This window comes from Rhizobium albus (genome assembly GCA_030160035.1).
GTDB classification, from domain to species: domain Bacteria; phylum Pseudomonadota; class Alphaproteobacteria; order Rhizobiales; family Rhizobiaceae; genus Georhizobium; species Georhizobium albus.
The window spans coordinates 301,830-323,060 of sequence record BSNO01000004.1 but is presented as its reverse complement, the minus strand read 5'-3'; the positions used below and the strand labels follow the sequence as shown (position 1 = coordinate 323,060).

The 21,231-nt window shown below is 63.5% G+C and carries 17 protein-coding genes; 12 read left to right on the top strand and 5 right to left on the bottom strand.

All coding sequences use genetic code 11. The features are described from left to right. Positions 1-30: 30 nt before the first annotated feature. Positions 31-1,653, bottom strand: a complete 1,623-nt coding sequence (locus QQL76_RS16830) for a rhodanese-like domain-containing protein (RefSeq protein WP_499208624.1) — start codon at positions 1,651-1,653, stop codon at positions 31-33. Further along, positions 1,650-2,597, bottom strand: a complete 948-nt coding sequence (locus tag QQL76_RS16825) for an alpha/beta fold hydrolase (RefSeq protein WP_499208623.1) — start codon at positions 2,595-2,597, stop codon at positions 1,650-1,652. Before QQL76_RS16825 ends, QQL76_RS16830 begins: the two co-directional genes overlap by 4 nt. A gap of 82 nt (positions 2,598-2,679) precedes the next feature. On the opposite strand from QQL76_RS16825, the gene QQL76_RS16820 reads away from it, so the two are divergent. From QQL76_RS16820 to QQL76_RS16765, 12 genes are all read left to right on the top strand, one after another. After that, complete coding sequence (locus QQL76_RS16820; protein ID WP_499208622.1) at positions 2,680-3,795, top strand: mandelate racemase/muconate lactonizing enzyme family protein; 1,116 nt, start codon at positions 2,680-2,682, stop codon at positions 3,793-3,795. A gap of 155 nt (positions 3,796-3,950) precedes the next feature. Next, positions 3,951-4,901, top strand: coding sequence for a Bug family tripartite tricarboxylate transporter substrate binding protein (locus tag QQL76_RS16815; protein ID WP_499208621.1), 951 nt, complete (start codon positions 3,951-3,953; stop codon positions 4,899-4,901). Positions 4,902-4,976: 75 nt separating this feature from the next. Next, positions 4,977-5,468, top strand: a complete 492-nt coding sequence (locus QQL76_RS16810; RefSeq protein ID WP_499208620.1) for a tripartite tricarboxylate transporter TctB family protein — start codon at positions 4,977-4,979, stop codon at positions 5,466-5,468. A gap of 22 nt (positions 5,469-5,490) precedes the next feature. Further along, positions 5,491-6,993: a tripartite tricarboxylate transporter permease gene (locus tag QQL76_RS16805; RefSeq protein WP_499208619.1), complete on the top strand. Its 1,503-nt coding sequence runs from the start codon at positions 5,491-5,493 to the stop codon at positions 6,991-6,993. Between the two features lie 5 nt (positions 6,994-6,998). Then, positions 6,999-8,372, top strand: coding sequence for an MmgE/PrpD family protein (locus QQL76_RS16800; RefSeq protein ID WP_499208618.1), 1,374 nt, complete (start codon positions 6,999-7,001; stop codon positions 8,370-8,372). Next, positions 8,369-9,124 (top strand): SDR family NAD(P)-dependent oxidoreductase, encoded by a 756-nt coding sequence (locus QQL76_RS16795; protein ID WP_499208617.1) that lies wholly within the window; start codon positions 8,369-8,371, stop codon positions 9,122-9,124. Before QQL76_RS16800 ends, QQL76_RS16795 begins: the two co-directional genes overlap by 4 nt. Continuing rightward, positions 9,121-10,164, top strand: coding sequence for an AbrB family transcriptional regulator (locus QQL76_RS16790; RefSeq protein ID WP_499208616.1), 1,044 nt, complete (start codon positions 9,121-9,123; stop codon positions 10,162-10,164). The genes QQL76_RS16795 and QQL76_RS16790 overlap by 4 nt, the downstream gene beginning before the upstream one ends. Then, on the top strand, positions 10,161-11,330 hold the full coding sequence (locus QQL76_RS16785; protein ID WP_499208615.1) for a mandelate racemase/muconate lactonizing enzyme family protein: 1,170 nt from the start codon (positions 10,161-10,163) through the stop codon (positions 11,328-11,330). Before QQL76_RS16790 ends, QQL76_RS16785 begins: the two co-directional genes overlap by 4 nt. A 52-nt stretch (positions 11,331-11,382) precedes the next feature. Next, positions 11,383-12,864 carry an MmgE/PrpD family protein gene (locus QQL76_RS16780; RefSeq protein ID WP_499208614.1) on the top strand — a complete coding sequence of 494 codons (1,482 nt, stop codon included), beginning with the start codon at positions 11,383-11,385 and terminating at the stop codon, positions 12,862-12,864. 370 nt (positions 12,865-13,234) lie between these two features. Next, positions 13,235-14,632, top strand: a complete 1,398-nt coding sequence (locus QQL76_RS16775) for an HlyD family secretion protein (protein ID WP_499208613.1) — start codon at positions 13,235-13,237, stop codon at positions 14,630-14,632. Positions 14,633-14,652: 20 nt separating this feature from the next. Beyond that, positions 14,653-16,026, top strand: a complete 1,374-nt coding sequence (locus QQL76_RS16770) for a hypothetical protein (protein WP_499208612.1) — start codon at positions 14,653-14,655, stop codon at positions 16,024-16,026. After that, positions 16,008-18,071: a glycosyltransferase family 2 protein gene (locus QQL76_RS16765; protein WP_499208611.1), complete on the top strand. Its 2,064-nt coding sequence runs from the start codon at positions 16,008-16,010 to the stop codon at positions 18,069-18,071. Before QQL76_RS16770 ends, QQL76_RS16765 begins: the two co-directional genes overlap by 19 nt. A gap of 4 nt (positions 18,072-18,075) precedes the next feature. On the opposite strand, the gene QQL76_RS16760 is transcribed toward QQL76_RS16765, so the two are convergent. From QQL76_RS16760 to QQL76_RS16750, 3 genes are read right to left on the bottom strand one after another with little or no spacing between them, the layout of a single operon-like run. Continuing rightward, positions 18,076-18,915: an HTD2 family dehydratase gene (locus tag QQL76_RS16760; RefSeq protein WP_499208610.1), complete on the bottom strand. Its 840-nt coding sequence runs from the start codon at positions 18,913-18,915 to the stop codon at positions 18,076-18,078. Continuing rightward, positions 18,915-20,033: a CaiB/BaiF CoA transferase family protein gene (locus QQL76_RS16755; RefSeq protein WP_499208609.1), complete on the bottom strand. Its 1,119-nt coding sequence runs from the start codon at positions 20,031-20,033 to the stop codon at positions 18,915-18,917. The genes QQL76_RS16760 and QQL76_RS16755 overlap by 1 nt, the downstream gene beginning before the upstream one ends. A gap of 17 nt (positions 20,034-20,050) precedes the next feature. Beyond that, the gene (locus QQL76_RS16750; RefSeq protein ID WP_499208608.1) at positions 20,051-21,223 is read right to left on the bottom strand and encodes an acyl-CoA dehydrogenase family protein; all 1,173 of its coding nucleotides are present in this window, start codon (positions 21,221-21,223) and stop codon (positions 20,051-20,053) included. Between the last annotated feature and the right edge of the window lie 8 nt (positions 21,224-21,231).

Below are 21,231 nucleotides of genomic sequence, written 5' to 3'. Positions count from 1 at the left end.
CGGCGGGTTGGGAGAGCCGAAAACGAAACTTCAGGCTTTTGGCGAGGTGATGCGATAGGCCGCCTTCTCGATATCGTCCATCTGCGCGATCAGGCCGGTCTCCCATTCGAGATAGCGGCGTGAGGCTTCCAGATTGTCGTCGTGGCGGTCGTGCACGAAGAAGAGATGGTCGATGGCGTCGGCATCCGACGGTTCGTAGGGGGTCTCGACGACAGACGCACCGGCTTTCATCAACGCCGCATGGCCGCCTTCGACGACGCGGACATCTTTCACACCTGCCTTGCGTAGATCCTCCGCAGCCCAAGCGGCCGCTTGGATGTCATCCGCAACGAGATAGGCGCTCTTGCCGGCGAGTGCCGTCGCCAGGCGTTCTGCACGCGGGCGGACCAACCAGCGTGTGCCCTCGACATGGCCCTTGCGGTAGTCGAGCGAGCCGCGCATGTCGACAAGGATCGCCTCGCCCAAAGCCACGCAATATCGAGCGCGCACCGGATCGATGGTCGTCAGCGGCGGCGGCTCAGGAGATTTGGGGCGGGCCTTGAACGCTTCCGACGAACTGAAGCGCTTGAGCGTTGCGCGCATCGCTTCGTCGAGCAGGCAGATGTAGGGTTCGTAGCCAAGCTGATGCAGCCAGAAAGCCGCGAGTGCGGCACGCATGCCGCCATCGTCCAGAAGAATAATGCGCGAATTGCGCACCGCCACCCATTGATCCGTGGCCTGAACCAGCTGGCCCGAAAGGGCATGGACGCTGCCCGAGATCGGATCGGCCTTGGCTTCTTCGGTCGAGCGGACATCGAGCAGGTACGTCGTCGCTTCGGGCTCCGTGAGAAGGGCTTCGACGCGAACCGGATCGGCAATTTCCAAGCCATATGTGCCGGCAAGCGCCATAGCAGTATCGCGGCTCTTCTCGCGCTGGGCATCTGTGAGCTCAGGATAAGGCGCCGCGCTGTTGCCACGCTCCAGCTTGCCGCCGGAGAGCGCCCAGCCCTGGGTGCCATTTTCAAGCGCCATGACGGGCCCTGCGTGGCCGGCAAGCATGACGCCGATCGCGCCGATGATGCCGCGCGTGCGGCCGGCGCAGGTGATGACGATCGGCGTCTCACTTTCGGCGATGGCGGGAAGCCGGTGCGCGAGTTCCCCGTTCGGCAGGCACTCGGCGCCCGGCACGCGCATCTTGGCATATTCCACGGGCGGTCGCGCGTCGTAAAACCGGAACGGGCGATCCTCGGCCTTCCAGGCAGCAAGGTCTTCGGGTTTCAGCATTTTCGGGTGCCACACGCCCTCGGCAATTTCGCCGAGCACCTTGGAGGGAACGTTGACGCCTTTGTAGACGGGGAAGTCGGCCGCCGCCCAGGCGGGCATGCCGCCTTCGATCAGGGCGACATCGCTGTAGCCCATGTCCACAAGCCGCGCGCCGGCGCGTTCCGCTATGCCGTCGCCATCATCGACAAGGACGATCGGTGCGGTGTGGCGCGGTACGAGATCGGGAACGCGGGCTTCAAGCCGGGAATAGGCGCAAGGGATGGCGAAGAGCGCATGCCCCTCGCCGAACTGCCCGGCTTCGCGCACATCGAGAAAGGCAATTTCGCCCGGGCCGTGAATTTGTCGGCGCGCTTCTTCCGCGCGGAGGCGCTTGACGGTGCCTGTCCTCATGCGGCGCTTTCCGGCTCGTAGTGCGGCTTGCGGCCGGTGAAGAAGTCGAAGAACAGCGGATAGATGATGTCCGGCCGATGCTCTGCCGGGTAATGACCCGTCGGCACACCGAAGCCCGTGACATCGTCGGCCCACTCGCTCCAGGCTTCGACCGGCTTGAAGTGGCGGCCGCAATGGCTGTTCGTGCCCCAGATCACCATCACCGGGCACTCGATCTTGCGCTTGCCGTATTCGGCTGTGTCCATCGCGAGATCGAGTGTCACCGTCGCGCGGTAATCCTCGCAGACCGAATGGATCTGCTCCGGCGTCGTGCAACGCACATACTCCGCCATCGCTTCCTTGGTGAAGATCTCGAGGCCGACGCCCTTCTTGTTGAGCTTGTAGTGGATGTAATAGTCGAGATCGGCGCAGATCAGCCGCTCCGGGAACGGTGCCTTCTGCGCCATGAAGAACCAGTGATAGCTCTCCAGACCCCAGCCCATGGAGACATTGGTCAGCACATGATGCGTCGGCACGATGTCGAGCGCACAGAGGCGTTCGACGCGCTGCGGCTGGTCGAGCGCCATGCGGAAGCCGACGCGGGCGCCACGATCATGCCCGGCGATCTGGAAGCGATCGAAGCCGAAATGATCCATGACATCGAAATTATCCTCGCCCATGGCGCGGAACGTGTAGGCCGCGTGATCCTCCCCGCCATCGGGCTTTGAGCTGTCGCCGTAGCCGCGCAGGTCTGGGGCGATTACGGTGAACGACTTGGCGAGCGTCGGCGCGACCTTGTGCCAGCTCACATGGGTCAGCGGATTGCCGTGGATCAGAAGCAGCGGCGGCCCCTCGCCGCCGATGGCGACATGAATTTCTGCGCCTCGCGTCTTCACCTTCTCGACGCGGAATCCCTCCATCAAACGGTTCGACTGGACGAGCGTCGGCAAAGCATCCTGATTCATGATCACTTCCTCCCATTTTGTCGATTGTCTACAATAATGAACTCGGCTAGACAATGGCGCAGATGACAAAGGGAGGTGCGTCATGATCATTCAAGACATCAAAGCCAGCCTGCATGGTTTCTCGATCGAGATTCCGCTTCTCGAAGGTCGCGTCGAAGGGTACGGCCGCGAGGAGCAGACGCATTTCGTCTTTTGCCAGGTGAAGACCGATGAAGGCATCGTCGGCTACGGGTTGACGGGGCACTTCCTATCGCGCGCGGTGATTGTCGCGCTCGAGAAGCACATTCTGCCTTGCGTCAAAGGCATGGATGTTCGCGATCTGGAGAAGATCCATCAGCGCGTCTGGCAGAAGCTCAACCCGCGCGCCATGAGCGGCACGATCTCGATGGCGCTGTCGTGCCTCGACATCGCGCTGTGGGACATCATCGGCAAGAAGGAGGGCCGCTCAATTGCCGCCATGCTCGGCGGTGCGCGAAGCGAAGTGCCTTGCTACGTCACCTTCGGCTTCCCGCAATACGACATCGATCTTCTCGGCGAAGCCGCCAAACTGCATGTCTCGAATGGTTTCAAGGCGTTGAAATCGGTCGTTGCGGTCGACAAAGGCGGCTGGCGCGAGGATGCCCGCCGCGTCAAGGCCATTCGGGACGCGGTCGGCTCCGAGATCGACCTGATGATCGACGCCAATTACCTCTTCAATCCGGTCGAGGCCAAATATCTCTGCCGCGAGATCGAGGATTGCGGGATCACCTGGTTCGAGGAGCCGCTGACGCAGAACGATGCACGCGCGCTCGGCGACCTGCGTCGCCACACGAAGATTCCGATCGCTGCCGGCCAGATGGAAGGCCATCGCTGGCGCGTGCGCGAATTCGTCGAGCACCAGTCGCTCGACATCCTGCAGCCGAACGTGACCTATTGCGGCGGCTATACGGAGGCGCGCAAGATCGCGCACCTCGCGCAGATCTACAACATGCCGATCGCCAATGGCGGCGGCTGGCCGCTGTTCAACATGCATCTGCTCGCCGGCATGATGAATGGCTGGATCGTGGAGTGGCATCTGGGCATGGTCGCGGTGGGCGAAATGATGTTCACCGATGCGCCGAAGCCGGTGAACGGCATGATCAAGATCCCCGAGCGGCCGGGCCTCGGCCTCACTCTGAACGAGGATGCGTTCCGCGAGACGCGGGTCGCGCTAGACTGATCGCGCTATCCGAAATAAATTGTTGACACTTAACAATTTCGGGGCCTAGTCTCCGCTAGGCTTTGGGCGAGGGTAGAGGGAGATCCCGAAGACCTGCCAAGAACGGCTTCGTCCGACGGACGATCCATGTCCGTCGGCACTCTGGGAGGATTGTCATGACACGACTGCCACTTTACGCGGCGGCCAGCGCCGCGTTCATCCTGAGCGGCGCAGCCGTTCAGGCACAGGAATACCCCGTCGATACGGTAACGCTCATCACGCACTCCAGCCCCGGCGGCGGCAGCGACGTGTTCCTGCGCGAACTGTCGCGCTATCTCGCCCCCTATCTCGGCGCCAATGTGATCGTCGAGAACGTCAGCGGTGGTTCGGGTGCATCGGCCATGGCGCGGCTTGCACAGGCCCCAGCGGACGGCTCGATCTTCTACGCAACGACGCCGACCTTCATTTACACGTCGCTGCTTTCCGATCCGGAGTACAAGTACACGGATCTCGAGCCGCTGGTGAACTTCTTCATCGATCCGGAAGTCATCTACACGGCTGCCGACAGCGAGTTCGAGACACTCGAAGACGTGATCCAGTATGCCCGCGACGGTCGCGGACAGTGGGGCGCGGCGAATCCAGCATCGCTGGAGCGCCAGGCGCTGGAACAGCTGAAAGCCGCTGCCGACGTCAATGCGGCCGTCGTGACCCATGAAGGCGGCGGCGACCTGATGATCAACGTGCTGAATGGCACGCTGCAGATCGGCGTCGGCGAAGTCCAGGAAATCCAGTCGCAGCTCGAAGCCGGTGAGCTTCGCCTGCTGGCGACCTTCAGCGAAGAGCGGCTCGACGCATTCCCGGACCTGCCGACGGTGGCTGAAAGCGGCTATGACGTGGTCGTGCGCAAGTTCCGCGGTCTTGCCGGCCCGAAAGGTCTGCCGGAAGACGTGATCACCGCTTGGGAAGCCGCAACCCAGGCCGTGCTCGAGGATGAAGAGTACAAAGCGGCCTATGAGGCAGGCAATCTGCGCGCAGAGTTTATTCCGCACGATGAATACAACGCCTTCATCGAGCAGTTCGGCACCGAGACCTCGACGTTCCTGAAAGAGACAGGCGTCATCGAATAAGCCAACCGGCTTCGGAGCGGCGCCTTTAGGGCGCCGTTCCTTTTTCAGTTCCTGCTTCCAGGGTGTGAGACCGTCATGTTGACCCGAGATTTCGTCGGTGGTGTCGCGACCATCGTGATCGGCGCCGTTTACCTTTATTTCGCCTATCAGCTGCGCGTCAGCGCGCTGGACGACAGCATGGGTCCCGGCGGACTGCCGCGCATCTATGGATGGCTGCTTGTCGGTCTTGGCAGCATCCTCGTCATTCAGGCGCTCGTGGCACGCAGTCTTGCCGCCCCGGCCGGAGCCGAGCCCGTCAAAGGCGAGTGGGATGGGCAGGGGCGCAAGATCGCTTACGCGGCTGGCCTGCTCGTGATCGCCATGGGCTATATCTTCATCGTCGAAACCGTCGGCTACCTGGTATCCGTCGGGCTCTTGATCGTGACGACGGCACTCTACCTCGGCGCCGGCTTTTCAGGGCGCCTGCTCGCCATCGGCATCGGTGGTGCCGTTTTCCTCTATGCGATGTTCGTCAGCCTGCTCGGCGTGCGCATGCCGGCCGGCATGCTTGCACCGCTTGGCCTCTAGAAGCGATTAAGGACGACTGACAATGGAAACGATCGCTCTTACGGCCTCCTACCTCTTCGACTGGCACATCCTGCTCGCCGCACTGGCAGGCGTCACCTGGGGCATCATGGGCGGCGCGCTGCCTGGCATCTCGCCTTCGATCACGATGGCACTTCTCCTGCCCTTCACCTACACGATGGACCCGACCGGCGCGATCGTCCTGCTCGCCTCCACCTATATCGGCGCGGAATATGGCGGCTCGGTTCCTGCCATCCTGATCCGCACGCCAGGCACCAACGCCGCCGCCGCGACCGTCATCGACGGCTACGAGATGAACAAGCAGGGCAAGGCGGGACTGGCCCTCGGCATTTCGCTGATCTCAGGCTTCTACGGCAGCATGTTCGGCCTCGCCATGCTCATGGCACTTTCCGGGCCATTGGCGCTGGTGGCGCTCAATTTCACGCCGATGGCCTACTTCGCGCTCGGCATTCTCGGCTTGTCCGTCATTGCGACACTGTCCGGCGAAAACCTGATCAAAGGTTTCATTGCCGCCATTCTCGGCCTGATGATCGCAACCATCGGCAGCGATCCCGTCACCGGGGGCACCCGCTTTACCTTCGGCTCTTCCGAGCTGCTCGGCGGCATCGAGCCGGTGATGATCATGGTCGGTCTCTTCGCCATGAGCGAACTTCTCATCCAGGCTTCAAAGCGCGGCGCCGACGAGCGCGTGACGTCGCGGCCGCGCATCCAGTTTCCGGACTGGAAGCTGACGAAGCGCCTTTTCCCGGCGCAGATGATCGGCAACGGCATCGGCACCTTCGAAGGCGTTATGCCCGGCGCCGGCGGCACGATCGCCTCCTTCATGGCCTATAACGAGGCGCGTCGCTGGTCTAAACATCCGGAAGAATTCGGCAAGGGCTCGCCGGAAGGCATCGCTGCGCCCGAAACGGCCAACAACACCGTTGCGGAAACCGCGCTCGTCCCGCTGCTCTCCTTCGGCATTCCAGGCTCGAATTCCACCGCAATCCTGCTTGGAGGCTTTCTGATCCATGGCATCGTGCCCGGCCCCATGCTGTTCGAGCGCTCCGGCGAAGTGGTCTATGGTCTCTATGCCGGCCTTTTCGCGGCGATCATCGGCATGGTCATCATGGGCTTCCTCATGCTGCCGGTCTGCATCTGGCTCGTGAACCGGCCGCGGCCTTATCTCAACGCCTTCATCCTGGCGCTGATCCTGTCGGGTATCTACTCGATTCACAACGAGACCTTCGATCTCGGCATCATGCTGGCAGCCGGCGTGCTCGGTTTCTTCATGCGAATGTTGCGCTTCCCCTTCCTGCCGACCGTGCTTGGCCTCGTGCTCGGCTATCTGGTGGAAAGCAACTTCCGGCGTTCGCTGGTGCTGTCGGGGGACGATTTCATGATCTTCATCGATGACCGGATTTCGCTCAGCCTTCTGCTGCTCGCCTTCCTGTTCATTGCCGGCTCGATCGGCAAGCACGTCTACGACGCCTTCTTCCGCAAGCCCAAGACCGTTTCCGAAAGCTGATACCCATGAAGCACGATACACCGACCAAATCCGTCTCCGAGCGGCTAGCCGCCTGGGGCGTCTCGTTGAGCCCCGAAAGCCTGTCTGACGCAACGCGCACCAAGAGCCGGGACATTCTCGTCGACATCGTCGGGCTCTGTGTCGCGGCGCGGCACACGGACTATGTCGCCGCGACGAAGGCGGCGTCGGAGCCGGGCGACCACATCGTGATCGGCCATGGCGAGCGGGTGTCGGCATCGAGTGCGGCGCTGATCAACGGCACTGCCGCGCATGGCGAGGATTTCGACGACACGTTCGAGGGCGGGCCGGTTCATTCGGGCGTCGTCATCGTTCCGGCACTGCTCGCCGCCGCGCAGAAATACAAGCTCGGAAACGACCGCGTGATGCTCGGCATCGCGGCCGGAACGGAGCTTCTCTGCCGGCTGGCCCTGACGCTGCCGAAGGCGGTGCACAAGGCAGGATTCCATCCCACCGCCGTTCTCGGCACCTTCGCTGCGACCTTCGGCATTGCGGTTGCGCGCGGTGCCGACGAGAAGACGATCGTCAACGCGCTCGGCATCGCCGGCTCCACCGCGTCCGGCATCATCGAATATCTCGGCGACGGCAGCTGGACCAAGCGCATGCATCCGGGCTGGTCGGCGCAATCGGCGCTGCGGTCTTTCGCGATGGCCGAGGCCGGCTTCTTCGGCCCGCGCATGGTCTTCGAAGGCACCCATGGCGCGTTCAAGACGTTCGCACCGTCGATCGAGCCGAAGACCGACAAGCTGTTCGAGGGGCTCGGCGAGACCTTCGTGATGAATACGATCACCTTCAAGCCCTACCCGTGCGGCACGATGGTGCAGCCCTATATCGACGCCGCCATGAAGCTGCGCGCAAAGAACGTGAAGCTCGACGGCATCAAGCGGATCGTCTGCAAGACGGCCGAAGGCATCGTGCATCGCCTCTGGGAGCCGATCGAACTGAAGCGTCGCCCGCCGACGGCCTATGCGGCGAAATTTTCGACCCCCTTCGGCGTCGCGCTCGGTCTTGCCCGCGGCCATGCCGATCTCGGCGATTTCACCGATGACGCCATCCAGGATGCCGAACTGTTGCGGCTTTGCGCGCTCGTCGATTTCGAGATCGACCCGAACAATCCCTACCCGGCCGCCTACACCGGGCATGTTCGGATCGAATACGAGGACGGCAACATCGAGGAGGCCGATCAGGGCCATATGCGCGGCGGTTCGGAAGAGCCCCTGACGCGCGAAGAGATCGATGGGAAGTTCCGTGCCAACGTCGCCTTTGGCGGCCACGAGAATGCCGAAGCCCTGTTCAGCGCCTGCAACGAAATCGGAGCGATGAAGGGTGGACACGAACTGATTGCGGAGCTTGCGAAATGACCACTGAAGACCTGAAGGGGCGCGTCGCGCTCGTCACCGGCGCCTCGCGCAATATCGGCCGCGCGATCGCGGTCGCCCTCGCCTCGCGTGGTGCCGACGTCGTCGTGCATGTTGCGCGCGATACCAATGCCGGCGCCGAAACCGTTGCGGCCGTGGAAGCGCTCGGGCGGAAGGCTGAGCTGCTTTCCGGCGATCTGTCCGACCCCGAAACGGCACGTAGCGTCGTGGCCGATGCAGCCGCCGCCTTCGGCCGCCTGGACATCGTCGTCAACAACGCGGCAATCCGGCCCGAAGCGGCCTTCGGCGACATCACCTTTGCCGATTGGCGTCAGGTCATGGGCGTCGCGCTCGATGCGGTCTTTCTCGTCAGCCAGGCGGCTCTGCCGCATCTGGAGGCGAGCGACCAGGCGGCAATCATCAATCTCGGCGGCCTGACCGGGCATACCGGTGCTGCGCACCGCGCCCATGTCATCACCGCCAAGGCCGGCGTCGTCGGTCTCACCAAGGCCATGGCACACGAGCTTTCGCCGAAGGGCATCACCGCAAACTGCGTGGCGCCTGGGCTGATCGATACGAAGCGCGTTTCCAACGATGGCGCGGCGCCGAAACATCACGATACGCGCAAGACGCTGGTCGGGCGCCGGGGCACCCCGGAAGACGTCGCCGAAGCCGTCGCCTATCTCGCCGGGCCAGCGGGACGCTACATCACCGGCGAAACGCTGCATGTGAACGGTGGCACCTACCTTTCATGAGTGTTTCCGCCAACCTGCAGCTTGCGGGGGGCATCCTCGCCTCGGCCATCTGCGGGTGGCTCGCCTCGCTCACCGGGATACCGCTTGCCTGGATCCTGGGCGCGATGGCGGGAAGCGCGATCTACGCAAACACGATCGGGCTTGGCGGCAAGACGAAATACATGCGGCGGCTGGGGCAGCTCCTGATCGGGGCAGCAACGGCCGCCGTGCTCACGCCGGACATTCTGGGTGAGCTGCTTTCCTACCTGCCGGCGATGGTGATTGCTGCAATCGTCGCCAATGCGCTCGGCGTGCTGCTGGCCTTTCCGTTGGCGAAGATCGCCAATGTCGATCGCAAGAGCGCGCTTCTATCGACGCTTCCGGCCGGGATGTCGGAAATGGCCTCTCTTGCCCGCGAAACCGGGGCGCAGGCCGACGTGGTGATGGTCGTTCACACGCTGCGCGTCGTCATGATCGTCGTGCTGGTGCCGTTCCTCTTCGGGATCGACCGGAGCGCCATCCAGGCCACCATCGATCCATCGGCCAGCGTGCTGGCGCTCTTTGCCTGCCTCATCGGGGGGCTCGTGCTCTCCATCGTCACGTCCAAACTCGGCGTCCTCAACCCGTGGGTCATCATGCCGATGGCCGTCGGCATCGTGCTCGCCTCGCTCGATATTTCCATCGCCCAGATGCCATGGGGCGTGCTGGTCGTGGCGCAGATCCTCATCGGTTTCTCGCTGGGTGCGCGACTGAAAAAGGAAGATTTCGCCCGGGTGCCGCGCGCAGCACTCGCCGCCATCATCTGCAGCGGCGGGCTGATCGCGATCATGATCTTCGGCTTCGTTCCCATTCTCCGGCTCTTCGTCGATGAAACCCCCGTATCGCTGGCGCTCGGCGTCGCACCGGGTGGGCTTGGCGAAATGATCGCGTCGGCCAAGGCGCTCGGCGCTGCCTCGGCGATCGTCGCCGGCTTCCAGTTCACGCGGTCGTTCCTCACCAATGTGATCGCGCCGCCGCTCCTCGTCCGTTTTGCCGCCAACACGAAAGGCCCGACCCCATGAAAATCGTCGACATCCGCGAAGCGGTCGTCTCGATCTCCTCGCCCATCCGCAACGCGTTCATCGACTTCTCCAAGATGACGGCGAGCGTCGTCGCGGTGGTGACGGACCAGGTGAAGGACGGCAAGCCGGTCGTCGGCTATGGCTTCAATTCGAACGGACGCTATGCAGCGAGCGGGCTTTTGAACGAACGCTTCCTGCCGCGCCTGCGCGAAGCTTCTCCCGAAAGCCTGATCCGCGACGACGGCACCAATCTCGACCCGCACAAGATCTGGGCGACGATGATGGTCAACGAGAAGCCCGGCGGGCACGGCGAGCGCTCGGTCGCGGTTGGCGTCGTCGACATGGCGGTGTGGGACGCCGTCGCCAAGATCAACGGCGTGCCGCTCTACAAGCACCTCGCCGATACCTATGGCGATGGCACGCATGACGATTCGGTCTTCGTCTATGCCGCCGGCGGCTACTACTATCCCGGCAAGGACGACAGCCAGTTGCAGGACGAAATGCGCCGCTACCGGGCCATGGGGTACGAAGTGGTGAAGATGAAGATCGGCGGCGCACCGCTCGACGAAGACATCCGCCGCATCGAGGCCGTTCTGGAAGTGGTCGGCGAAGGCAAATATCTCGCCGTCGACGCCAATGGCCGCTTCGACCTGGAAACCGCGCTTGCCTATGCGGAGGCGATGAAGCCCTACAACCTCTTCTGGTACGAAGAGGCGGGCGATCCGCTCGACTATCACATCCAGAACGAGCTCTCGAAGGTCTACCCGGGCCCGATGGCGACCGGCGAGAACCTCTTCTCGCACCAGGATGCCCGCAACCTCGCACGCTATGGCGGCATGCGCCCGGATCGCGACTGGCTGCAGTTCGACTGCGCCCTGTCCTACGGCCTCGTCGAATACATGCGCACGCTGGAGGCCATCGGCAAGGAAGGCTTCTCCAGCCGCAATTGCGTGCCGCATGGCGGGCACCAGCTCTCGCTGAACATCGCAGCCGGCCTGAAGCTCGGCGGCAATGAAAGCTATCCGGAAGTGTTCAAGCCGTTCTGCGGCTTTGCCGATGGCATCAAGGTGGAGAACGGCCGCGTCGGCCTGCCGGACGCGCCGGGCATCGGCTTCGAGCAGAACTCGGCGCTGATCAAGGCGATGCGAGACGCCACCAACACCTGAGCGGGCGACCTGCCCGCTCATCACAAGACTTCAAAATGAGGGAGGAAACCCCATGAGCACCCCCGCGCGCAAGCCTGACACGCAGGCTGCCCAGAGCGCCGATCCGCATGCGCATCTCGCCGGCCTGACCAAAGCCGCTGCATCATTCGTCGCCAACCATCGCTTCGAGGATCTCAACGACGAGACGCTGCGCATCGCGCGGCGTTGCGTCCTCGATGGTCTCGCCGTCGCGCTGGCCGGCTCCGAGCAGCCGGGCATGGCCCCGCTTGGCGCCTATATCGACAGCCTCAACGGTACGCCACAGGCGCGGCTCATCGGCAACGCTTCACGCAAGGTGCCAGCGCACCTCGCCGCACTCTGGAGCGCAACGGCTGGCCACGCGATGGACTGGGACGACACGCAGCTCGCCGAAGGTCCGGGCCGGCCCTATGGCCTGCTGATGCATCCGACCATGCCGCCGCTGGTCGCCGCATTGACCGTGGCCGATTTGGTCGCCGGCGAAACGGGTAAGCCCGTCGACGGCAAGACGCTTTTGACATCGTTCACGGCCGGCTTCGAAGTGGGATGCAAGATCGCCGAGGCGATCAACCCGGACCACTACATGCGCGGCTTCCACACATCCGGCACGATCGGAACGTTTGCGGCCGCTGCGGCGGCGGCCAAGATGCTCGGCATGAACGAGGAAGACGTGGCGAAGACGCTCGGCGTCGCGGCTTCCATGGCTTCCGGAATTCGCGCCGGCTTCGGCACGATGACCAAGCCGATGCATGTCGGACGCGCCGCCGAAAACGGCATCACAGCGGCTCTTCTCGTGCGGCACGGCTTTTCGGCCAATCCGGAAGCGCTCGATGGCCGCTGGGGCTATCTCGCAATTGCCGGACCGGGCGGCGAACCGGCGCTGGTGAACGACAAGTTTGGCAAGCCCCACACGATGGAAAACCCCGGCGTCTCGATCAAGCCGTATCCATCGGGCGTGCTGACGCATCCGAGCATGGACGCGCTTCTGTTCCTGATGCGCGAAAACGGGCTTGAGGCGAAAGACGTCCAGTCCGTGAAGCTCAAGGCCGGTAGCAATGTGCTCGGGCCGATCCGCTTTCGCATTGCGCGCACGGAACTCGAGGGAAAGTTCTCCTTCGCGTTTCTTTTGACGGCGATCATTCTCGCCGGTCGTGCCGGCAAGGCGGAATTCACCGACGAGTTCGTGTCATCGGCAGCTTCACAGGACATGCAGGCCCGCATCGAGACCGAGTTCGATCAATCCATCGAGGATATGGGCTGGGATCGCATCCGCTCGAAGATCGAAGTCACGACGACCGATGGCCGCATCATCGAGCGTTGGGCAGACGAGAACTATCGGGGCAGCCCGCACAATCCACTCTCCGACACGGAGCTCGAAGGCAAGTTCCGCGACTGCGCCGACGGCCTGATCGACGAGGCACGGATGCAGCAGGTCTTTGACACTGTCTGGTCGCTGGAGAAGAGCACGGATGTCGGAGCGATCTTCGACCTGCTCGATTGGAACGCCACGCGCTAGACCGGCAGCAGCTTGCACGTGATCCGTAGCCCGGTTGATACCCATCGGCCGGGCTACTTGCGTTATGTCCGAGCGAAAAGCGGCATGCTGCGCCTCTGCGCACAATAAATCATCAAAGCACGCCTTTTATTGCAACAAAACGCACATATTGCACCCACTCTAAACCTGCCAGTACATAGTCGATACATAGCAACAATCGGCGATTGCATGAATTGTTTGTATTGTCAGACCTTGGTCCGCTTTACCGCAAGTTAAAAAACGATTAATAGCTCGCGAGAAGCGGAGCGCTGCAGCTCAGACCCGCCAAGAGGTCCCGCTTGGAAACGCCTTTCAATTGGCCTCGGATGATTCGAGACGGAGATTGAAAGATATGACGAGTCCTCAAATTGGAGCCACGTCCGACCACCGCGTTTTAGGTGTCGCGCGTGCTTTCGGCTTCATCTTCGCTGGAGCGCTGGTTTCGACCATGGCGTTCGCCATGATCCCCAACCAGTTCTTCATCGTCTCCGAAAAGGCGGTGGTGAACGCTCCCGTCAATCTCATCACGTCGCCGATCTACGGGCGCATCGACGATATAAGGCTTGAAGTCGGGGCTGCGGTCCAGCCTGGCTTCGTCGCCGCCGTCATGTCGAACCCGAACCAGGACCAGACCTCCGTGGTCGGCCTGCGGCTGGAAAAGCTCGACATCGAGGAACGGCTGAACAACGAACTGGCAGCACTGGATCAGCGCCGCGACCGCCTGACGCTGATCGACGTGCAGATCGCCGACGTCAAACGCGGCGCGCTCGAAGAACTTGCCTCCATCGTCGAAAGCGCCAGCTCGAACGTGCAGTATTTCCAGGCGAAGGTGAACGAGCAGCAGGCCCTCGTCGACCGCCAGCAGACCCTGCTCGACCGCGGCGTCATCAAGCCCGAAAGCATGGCTCCGCTGCTGCAGCAAAAGGCGGCGGCCGATTTCGAGTTGCAAGGCGCCCAGGGGGAGCTGAAGCGGCAGCAGCTGCTGCGCTCGCTCTTCGAGCAGGGTATCTTCACCGGCGGGCAGAGCGCGACCAACATCTTGTCGCTGGAACTGCAACGCAAGACGCTTGCCGTGGACGTGGAAGAAGCGGAAACCGAAATCAATCAGATGCAGCGCCGGCTGGCTGAACTGACGCAGTTGCTGGATGGCGAGCAGAACCGTCTCGGCGGCATTGGCGCCGCCGAAGTGATGGTCGAGGCATCCGGCCAGGTGGTCAGCGTCGAGGCTGCCTATGGCGACTTCCTGACACAGGGCCAGCCGATCGCTCGTTCGCTCGATTGCAACGAAGCCTTCGTCGCCGCCGTCTATTCGAGCCGCGATGTGGCCGATATCGAGATCGGCACTCCGTCACTCGTCAACATCCGCAGCATCGGCCAGCAGCGCCACGGCCGGGTCTCCAAGATCGTGCGCTATTTCGGCAAGGGCGGTGAAGATCGTTATTTCGAAGAGCTTCCGGAGGCGGAAGGGCACGAGGTGTATGTCCTCGTCGAACTCGACAGCGAAGCCGAAGACGGCGAGGGCGCCGGTCTCGTCGAGACCGATCAGTCCAAGTTCTTCGGCTGCCATGTCGGCGAGGACGTCGTCGTGTCCCTCGGCGAGCCGATGATCGAAAAGCTGGTGCGCTACTCCACGGACGTGGCGGCACTTGTCGGTCCCTATCTCGGCCTCGACACCGTTCTACGCACCGCGCAGGCATCCGACGACCCACAGGACGCCACCACCGCTACCGTTGCACGCGTCACCTACTGAGGCGATGACCGATGGCGCCGATGGCACCACTTCAGCCGCGATCCTGGCTGCACTCGCCCGCTGTGCGGGCCGCGCAGGCAGGCGCCGGACTTGTACTCTGCGCGATGATCGCTTCTTCTCCTCCTACCAATTCGGCTCGCGCCCAGGGGCCACTCGATACCGGTTCGTCGATGCGGGAGCAGGTGGCATGCTCCGCCTGCGCTGCACTCGAAGCGATGATGCCGGATGGTGAGGGACCGTTCTTCTACCGCAGCTTCGAACCGGCCAATGCGGGATCGCGGCTGCATCCCTCGCTCGAAAACACGGCATTCACCTACGATAATGCTCTTGCGGCGATGGCTCTTTACGCCTGCGACCAGGCTGAAAAGGCCCGCCGCGTCGTCGATGCACTGCTCGTCGCCCAGGCGACCGATCGGCATTATAGCGACGGACGACTGCGCAATGCCTACCGTTCCGGCCCGGTCTCGCAAGCCGAAGAGAGCATCCTCCTGCCGGGATATTGGGATGCCGGCGCGAACCAGTGGATCGAAGACGGCTATCAGGTCGGCTCGGCGACGGGCAGCACCGCCTGGGGTGCGCTCGCATTTCTGACGGCCTTCGCCGAAGAGGGAGAGCCGGTCTTTCGTCAGGCGGCCGTAGACGTCATGGCGTGGGTGAACACGCAGACTCACGATCCGCTGGGCGAAGGCTATTTCGGTGGCTTTTTCGGCCATGAGCCTGCACCACAGTTGCAAACCTGGAAGTCGACCGAGCACAATATCGACGTCTATGCCGCCAATCGCTGGCTGGGGGATCTGGATGGCGGCGCTCAATGGGCGGAGGCGGCCGAAAGCGCGGACGCGCTGCTGGAAGCCATGTGGCGACCGGACACGGGCAGTCTTCATATCGGTACCCTGCCCGGCAGCGACGCGCCGAACCTGACAAGCTCCGGCCTCGACGCGCAGCTCTGGGCACCGATCGGCACTGACCGCTTTGTCGACCGCGCCGACGAGATCATGGCCTGGACAGAACAGAACCACGGCATCGGCGAAGGCACTGTGTCGGGTTTCGACTTCAACGACGATCGCGACGGCATCTGGCTGGAGGGTACCGCACAGGCGGCGCTGACCTACCGGCTCACCGGCGCTCCCCAGAAGGCCGAGCCGCTGTTCGCCACGATTGCGGAGAACTTCGCACCCGACGGGCTCGTCTACGCCACGGCGGACGAGGAGCTGACGACGGGCTTGAGCGTCGGGCCGGCGTCGGAGCCGGGCGATTTCAAATATTACCGCTTGCCGCATGTCGGCGCGACGGCGTGGGCGGCGCTGGCCGCGCTCGACTGGAACCCCTTCACCGGGCGCAGGGAGAGCGCCGCAACACCCCTGGAGCCTCCTGCATGTCTCCCGAAACCGTAACGCTCAGCGACGCGGGTCTCTTCTCCCTCATCGCGGCCGCGCTCGTTCTCGCCTGTGCCTTTCTGCTGGACAGCAACAAGACGCTCGATCGCGTCGTCTTCGGCAGCATCGTGATCGTGATGATCGGCAATTATCTGCTGTTTCGCATCTCCGACACGCTGCCCCAGTTCGAGTGGAGCGCCTATGCGATCTGGCCGCGCATCTATCTCGCCTTCGAGACGATCATCGTTTTCTACACGATCCTCTCCATCGTGTTCTTCTTCAAGCGCAGCGACCGGACGGCCGAGGCGAACGAGAGCCAGCGCAGGCTCGAAGAGGCCACAGGGCGTGGCGAAGCGGTGCCGGGCGTCGACGTCTTCATCTGCACCTACAACGAAGATCTCCTGATCCTCGAACGCACGATCCTTGCGGCAAAAGCGATCGATTACCCGAACTTTACCGTCTACGTGCTCGACGATGGCAATCGCGACTGGCTCGGTGCGTTCTGCGCGAAGGTCGGGGTGCACCACATTACGCGGGCCGACAACAAGGGCGCCAAGGGCGGCAATCTGAACAATGGCCTGGCACGATCGGCCGAGATCTCCAATGCGCCCTTCGTGCTGATTCTCGATGCCGATTTCGCGCCGCAGTCGCCCATTCTCAAACGCACCGTCGGCCAGTTCGCCGATGAGACGATCGGCGTCGTTCAGACACCCCAGTTCTATTACAATGCCGACCCGGTGCAACATAACCTGCTCGCCAAGGACGCTTGGGTCGATGACCAGCGCATCTTCTTCGACGTGATGCAGCCTTCGAAGGATGCCTGGGGTGCTGCATTTTGCGTCGGCACGTCCTGTGTCGTGCGGCGCAGCGCGCTCGATCTCATCGGCGGCATGCCGCATGAGACTGTGACGGAGGATATCCACCTCACCTACCGGCTGCTGCAGAAGGGGCTGAAGACACGGTGGCTGAACGAGCGCCTGTCGGTCGGCCTGTCCGCCGAAAGCCTGTCGGGCTACATCACGCAGCGCTGCCGCTGGTGTCTCGGCACGATCCAGGTGGCGCTTCTTAAGGACGGGCCGTTCCGCGGGACGGGCTACAGCTTCACCGCCAGACTGCACTATTTCCACGGCCTGCTCTTCTGGTTCTGCCGGCCGTTCATCCTGATGCTGCTCGCGGCCCCTATCCTCTATTATTTCATGGGGCTGCCCGCGATCCTGATGGAGCCGGCCGCGTTCTTCCTGTATGCGCTGCCGACGGTCGCCGGGATGTGGATCTTCCATGCATGGGTGTCGGGGCGGCGCTCGCTGCCGCTCTTCACCGAAGTGTCGCAGATGGTGGTTGCCCTGCCGATCACGGTCGCCATCGCCCATGCGATCGCCAGGCCTTTCGGCCGGCCGTTCAAGGTGACGGCCAAGGGTGAGGACCGCAGCAAGGTGCAGGTGATCTACCCGCTTGCGCTGACCTTCTTCGCGATCATCGTCTTGACCTTCATCGGCATGCTGCGCGGGCCGATCCTTAACACCCACAACGATCTCGATGCCTTCTCGATCGCCTGGGGGCTGATCGTGATGGTCTACGCGTTCGTCTCGCTGCTCGTCTGCATCGAGCTGCCACGCCCGGCTGCAGAGGACGTGCGCTTTCCGCTCAACCGCACGACCAGGATTGCGATCCCCGGCATGACCGAGATGGGCCGTGTCACGAGCATATCGCCCTTCGACGCTGAACTTCAGCTCGACCGGGGCGCTCTTTCTGAAAAATCGACGGTGGGGGACACGATGTGGTTTTCGCCCTTCGATGGGCTGATCCTGGCGGGGCGGGTGCTGGAACGTGCCGCCGATGCCAATACCATTCGTGTGGAGATCGTCGCCGCCTGCGAGCGCAGCGGCGCCGTCACCTACGATGCGGCGGAAGTCCGCCACATGGTGATCGGATGGCTCTTCAGTAAAACCCCGATCAATGTCGCGCCGGTGGCCTCGCTCGGCCGGGCACTCGCCAGCTTGCTGCGGCGCATGTTCGGGCGCGCCGCCACCCTGATCAGGACGGCTGCGCCATCGACGCCGTAGGCGATCAGAAAGTCGCCGTCGCCTGCATGGTGGTGCGCCCCTGATGATCCGCGCACCACAGATCGAAGCCCTTCTCCGTCGGGTCCGCATTCACCGTGAAGATCGCGCCGTGGAACAGAGGCGATACGCCACGGTAATCGAAGGTGGCGACCGGGCGTGCCTCTGCCAGCTTGGCGGCGAGATGCAGCATCAATGTCGCCTGCAACGGGCCGTGGACGACGAGGCCGGGATAGCCCTCCTCGCTGCGGGCATAATCGACATCGTAATGGATGCGATGGCCGTTGAAGGTGAGCGCCGAATAGCGAAACAGCAGAGTCGTTGTCGCATCCACCGAAATACTGTGGGCGCCGACGCGGGGTTCGACCGGCACAGGGGCAGGCTTTGCGGCATCCATCGGGCGATAGACAATGTCCTGGCGCTCGGACACCGCGACCTCGCCACCGGCGATGATGTCGTGGGCGACGGTGACGAAAACCAGTTCGCCGCTGCGGCCCGTCTTGTGGACGATGTCGGCGATGCGCGACCGGCGCGTCACCACATCGCCGGGCTTCAGCGGCCGCAGGAACGTCATCGCCCCGCCTGCCCACATGCGGCGCGGCAAGGGAACGGGCGGCAGGAAACCGCCGCGCGCCGGATGCCCGTCCGGGCCCAAGCCCTCAGGCGCCACGGCCGGCGGCGCCAGGCACCAGTGGATGGCGAGCGGCGCAGCCTCCGGCTCACGATGCAGCCCATGGCCGATCGTCGCCTCGAAGCGCTCGATCAGCGCCGTCGTCACCGTTTCGACCTGCGTTTCCTCGCGCCCGATCGAGCCGCGCAGATGATCCATGTCGATGGCTTGACTCATCAGTCGGCTCCTTCTGCAAACTCGGCCCGGACAGTCTCGGTATCGCGGCCAAGCTCGGGTACCGGGCCACCCTTCACGTGCCTGCGCACGGGCGACGCCACGGGCCTGAAGGCGCCACCCGGCACCACGCCATCGACCCGGCGCAAGGCCGGATGCGCAGCGAGGTCGGCGACGGTCGAGACCTTCGACCAGGCGAGCGCGTTTGCTTCCAGAAGCGCGATCGCTTCGCTGCGCGTCATCGCGCCGAACACCTGATCGAGGATGGCGCCGAGCTCGCGGCGATGTTCGACGCGGGTGGGGTTGTCGCGGTATTTCGGATCATCGACGAGGTCTGGCCGCTTCAGCACGGCGGTGCAGAGCCGCTTCCACTCGCCGGGGTTCTGCACGACGATGACGATCTCGCCATCCGAGCAGGCAACGCTGTTATAGGGGAAGATCGCCGCGTGGCTGAGGCCCGTGCGGGGTGTCGCGCGGCTGGCATAGACGTGGTGGAAGAGCGGCACGCTCATCATGTCGGCCATGGCGGCGAACATGTCGATCTCAATCGCCTGCCCCTTGCCGGTGAGGGATCGCTCGATCAGCGCCTCGAGGATTGCCGCGTGGGCGTTCATGCCGGTCTGAACGTCGGCCAGCGACACGCCGACCTTGACCGGCGTGTCCGCGGTGCCAGTAACGGCGCAGATGCCGGCTTCTGCCTGGATCAGCATGTCGTAGGCGCGCATGGCGGCATAGTCGCTGTCCTGCGGGTACCCGACGATGTCGAGCGCGATCAGACGGGGATGGCGCGCCACGAGGTCTTTTGCACCGAGGCCGAGCCGCTCGGTCGCGCCGGGCGCCAGGTTCTGCACGAAGACGTCGGCCTTCGCGATCATGCGCTTCAAGAGCGCGAGATCGGCCGCATCCTTGATGTCGAGAACCGTGCTTTCCTTGCCGCGGTTCAGCCAGGCGAAATAGGCGCTCGTGCCATGCACCGCCTTGTCGTAGTGACGTGCGGTCTCGCCCTCGGCCCGTTCGATCTTGATCACGCGTGCACCCGCATCCGCCAGGCGCTGCGTGCAGGTGGGCGCAGCGACGGCCTGTTCGATGGATACGACGAGCAAACCTTCGAGCGGCAGCATGGAACCTCCCTCAGCCATCAGTAGGAGCGGGGCATGCCGAGAACATGCTCCGACACGTAGCTGAGGATGAGGTTGGTCGAGATCGGCGCGACCTGATAGAGCCGCGTTTCGCGGAACTTGCGCTCGACGTCGTATTCCTCGGCAAAGGCGAAGCCGCCGAAGGTCTGGACGCAGGCTTCGGCGGCGGCCCAGGATGCCTCGGCAGCAAGCATCTTCGCGATGTTGGCCTGCTCGCCGCAGTCTTCGCCAGCCTCGAAGCGGCGCGCTGCTTCATGCACCATCAGTTCGGCCGCGCGCATCTCGGCATAGGCGCGGGCGATGGGAAACTGGATGCCCTGGTTCTGGCCAATCGGCCGGCCGAACACGCTGCGCTCGCTGGCGTAGCTCGATGCTTTGTCGATGAACCATTTCGCGTCGCCGATGCATTCCGCGGCAATCAGGATGCGTTCGGCGTTCATGCCCGAGAGAATGTAGCGGAAACCCTTGCCTTCCTCGCCGACGAGGCTTGTCGCCGGCACGACCACGTCATCGAAGAACACCTCTGTCGTGGAGTGGTTCATCATGGTGCGGATCGGCTTGATCGTCATGCCGGCTTTCAGCGCCTCGCGCATGTCGACGATGAAGACCGACAGGCCATCGGTGCGCTTCGTCACCTCTTCCTTCGGCGTCGTGCGGGCGAGAAGGAGCATCAGGTCGGAGTGCTCGGCGCGCGAGGTCCAGACCTTCTGGCCGTTGATGACGTAACGGTCGCCGTCTTTTCGCGCAAACGTCTTGATCGAGCTCGTATCGGTGCCGCTGGTCGGTTCCGTCACGCCGAAAGCCTGGAGGCGCAGCTCGCCGGACGCGATGCCCGGCAGGTACTTCTCCTTCTGGGCATCGTTGCCGTGCCTGAGAAGCGCACCCATGATGTACATCTGGGCATGACAGGCGGCACCGTTGGCACCGGCGCGCTGCACTTCCTCCAGGATCGCCGCGGCGGCGGAGAGCGGCAGGCCGGAACCGCCATACTCTTCCGGGATCAGGACCGACAGATAGCCGGCATCCGACAGCGCCTTCACGAAGTCGGTCGGATAGGCGTTTTCACGGTCGAGCTTGCGCCAGTATTCCGGCGGGAACGTTGCGCAGAGCCGGCGCACGCTTTCCCGGATCTGGGTGATCTCTTCGCTTTCCGGCAGGTCCTTGATCGTCATGAGATGCG

What these genes read in the sequence shown, in the direction of transcription:
- QQL76_RS16830 (WP_499208624.1), bottom strand. Translation starts at nt 1,653, where the DNA reads ATGAGGACAGGCACCGTCAAGCGCCTCCGCGCGGAAGAAGCGCGCCGA.
- QQL76_RS16825 (WP_499208623.1), bottom strand. Translation starts at nt 2,597, where the DNA reads ATGAATCAGGATGCTTTGCCGACGCTCGTCCAGTCGAACCGTTTGATG.
- QQL76_RS16820 (WP_499208622.1), top strand. Translation starts at nt 2,680, where the DNA reads ATGATCATTCAAGACATCAAAGCCAGCCTGCATGGTTTCTCGATCGAG.
- QQL76_RS16815 (WP_499208621.1), top strand. Translation starts at nt 3,951, where the DNA reads ATGACACGACTGCCACTTTACGCGGCGGCCAGCGCCGCGTTCATCCTG.
- QQL76_RS16810 (WP_499208620.1), top strand. Translation starts at nt 4,977, where the DNA reads ATGTTGACCCGAGATTTCGTCGGTGGTGTCGCGACCATCGTGATCGGC.
- QQL76_RS16805 (WP_499208619.1), top strand. Translation starts at nt 5,491, where the DNA reads ATGGAAACGATCGCTCTTACGGCCTCCTACCTCTTCGACTGGCACATC.
- QQL76_RS16800 (WP_499208618.1), top strand. Translation starts at nt 6,999, where the DNA reads ATGAAGCACGATACACCGACCAAATCCGTCTCCGAGCGGCTAGCCGCC.
- QQL76_RS16795 (WP_499208617.1), top strand. Translation starts at nt 8,369, where the DNA reads ATGACCACTGAAGACCTGAAGGGGCGCGTCGCGCTCGTCACCGGCGCC.
- QQL76_RS16790 (WP_499208616.1), top strand. Translation starts at nt 9,121, where the DNA reads ATGAGTGTTTCCGCCAACCTGCAGCTTGCGGGGGGCATCCTCGCCTCG.
- QQL76_RS16785 (WP_499208615.1), top strand. Translation starts at nt 10,161, where the DNA reads ATGAAAATCGTCGACATCCGCGAAGCGGTCGTCTCGATCTCCTCGCCC.
- QQL76_RS16780 (WP_499208614.1), top strand. Translation starts at nt 11,383, where the DNA reads ATGAGCACCCCCGCGCGCAAGCCTGACACGCAGGCTGCCCAGAGCGCC.
- QQL76_RS16775 (WP_499208613.1), top strand. Translation starts at nt 13,235, where the DNA reads ATGACGAGTCCTCAAATTGGAGCCACGTCCGACCACCGCGTTTTAGGT.
- QQL76_RS16770 (WP_499208612.1), top strand. Translation starts at nt 14,653, where the DNA reads ATGGCACCACTTCAGCCGCGATCCTGGCTGCACTCGCCCGCTGTGCGG.
- QQL76_RS16765 (WP_499208611.1), top strand. Translation starts at nt 16,008, where the DNA reads ATGTCTCCCGAAACCGTAACGCTCAGCGACGCGGGTCTCTTCTCCCTC.
- QQL76_RS16760 (WP_499208610.1), bottom strand. Translation starts at nt 18,915, where the DNA reads ATGAGTCAAGCCATCGACATGGATCATCTGCGCGGCTCGATCGGGCGC.
- QQL76_RS16755 (WP_499208609.1), bottom strand. Translation starts at nt 20,033, where the DNA reads ATGCTGCCGCTCGAAGGTTTGCTCGTCGTATCCATCGAACAGGCCGTC.
- QQL76_RS16750 (WP_499208608.1), bottom strand. Translation starts at nt 21,223, where the DNA reads ATGACGATCAAGGACCTGCCGGAAAGCGAAGAGATCACCCAGATCCGG.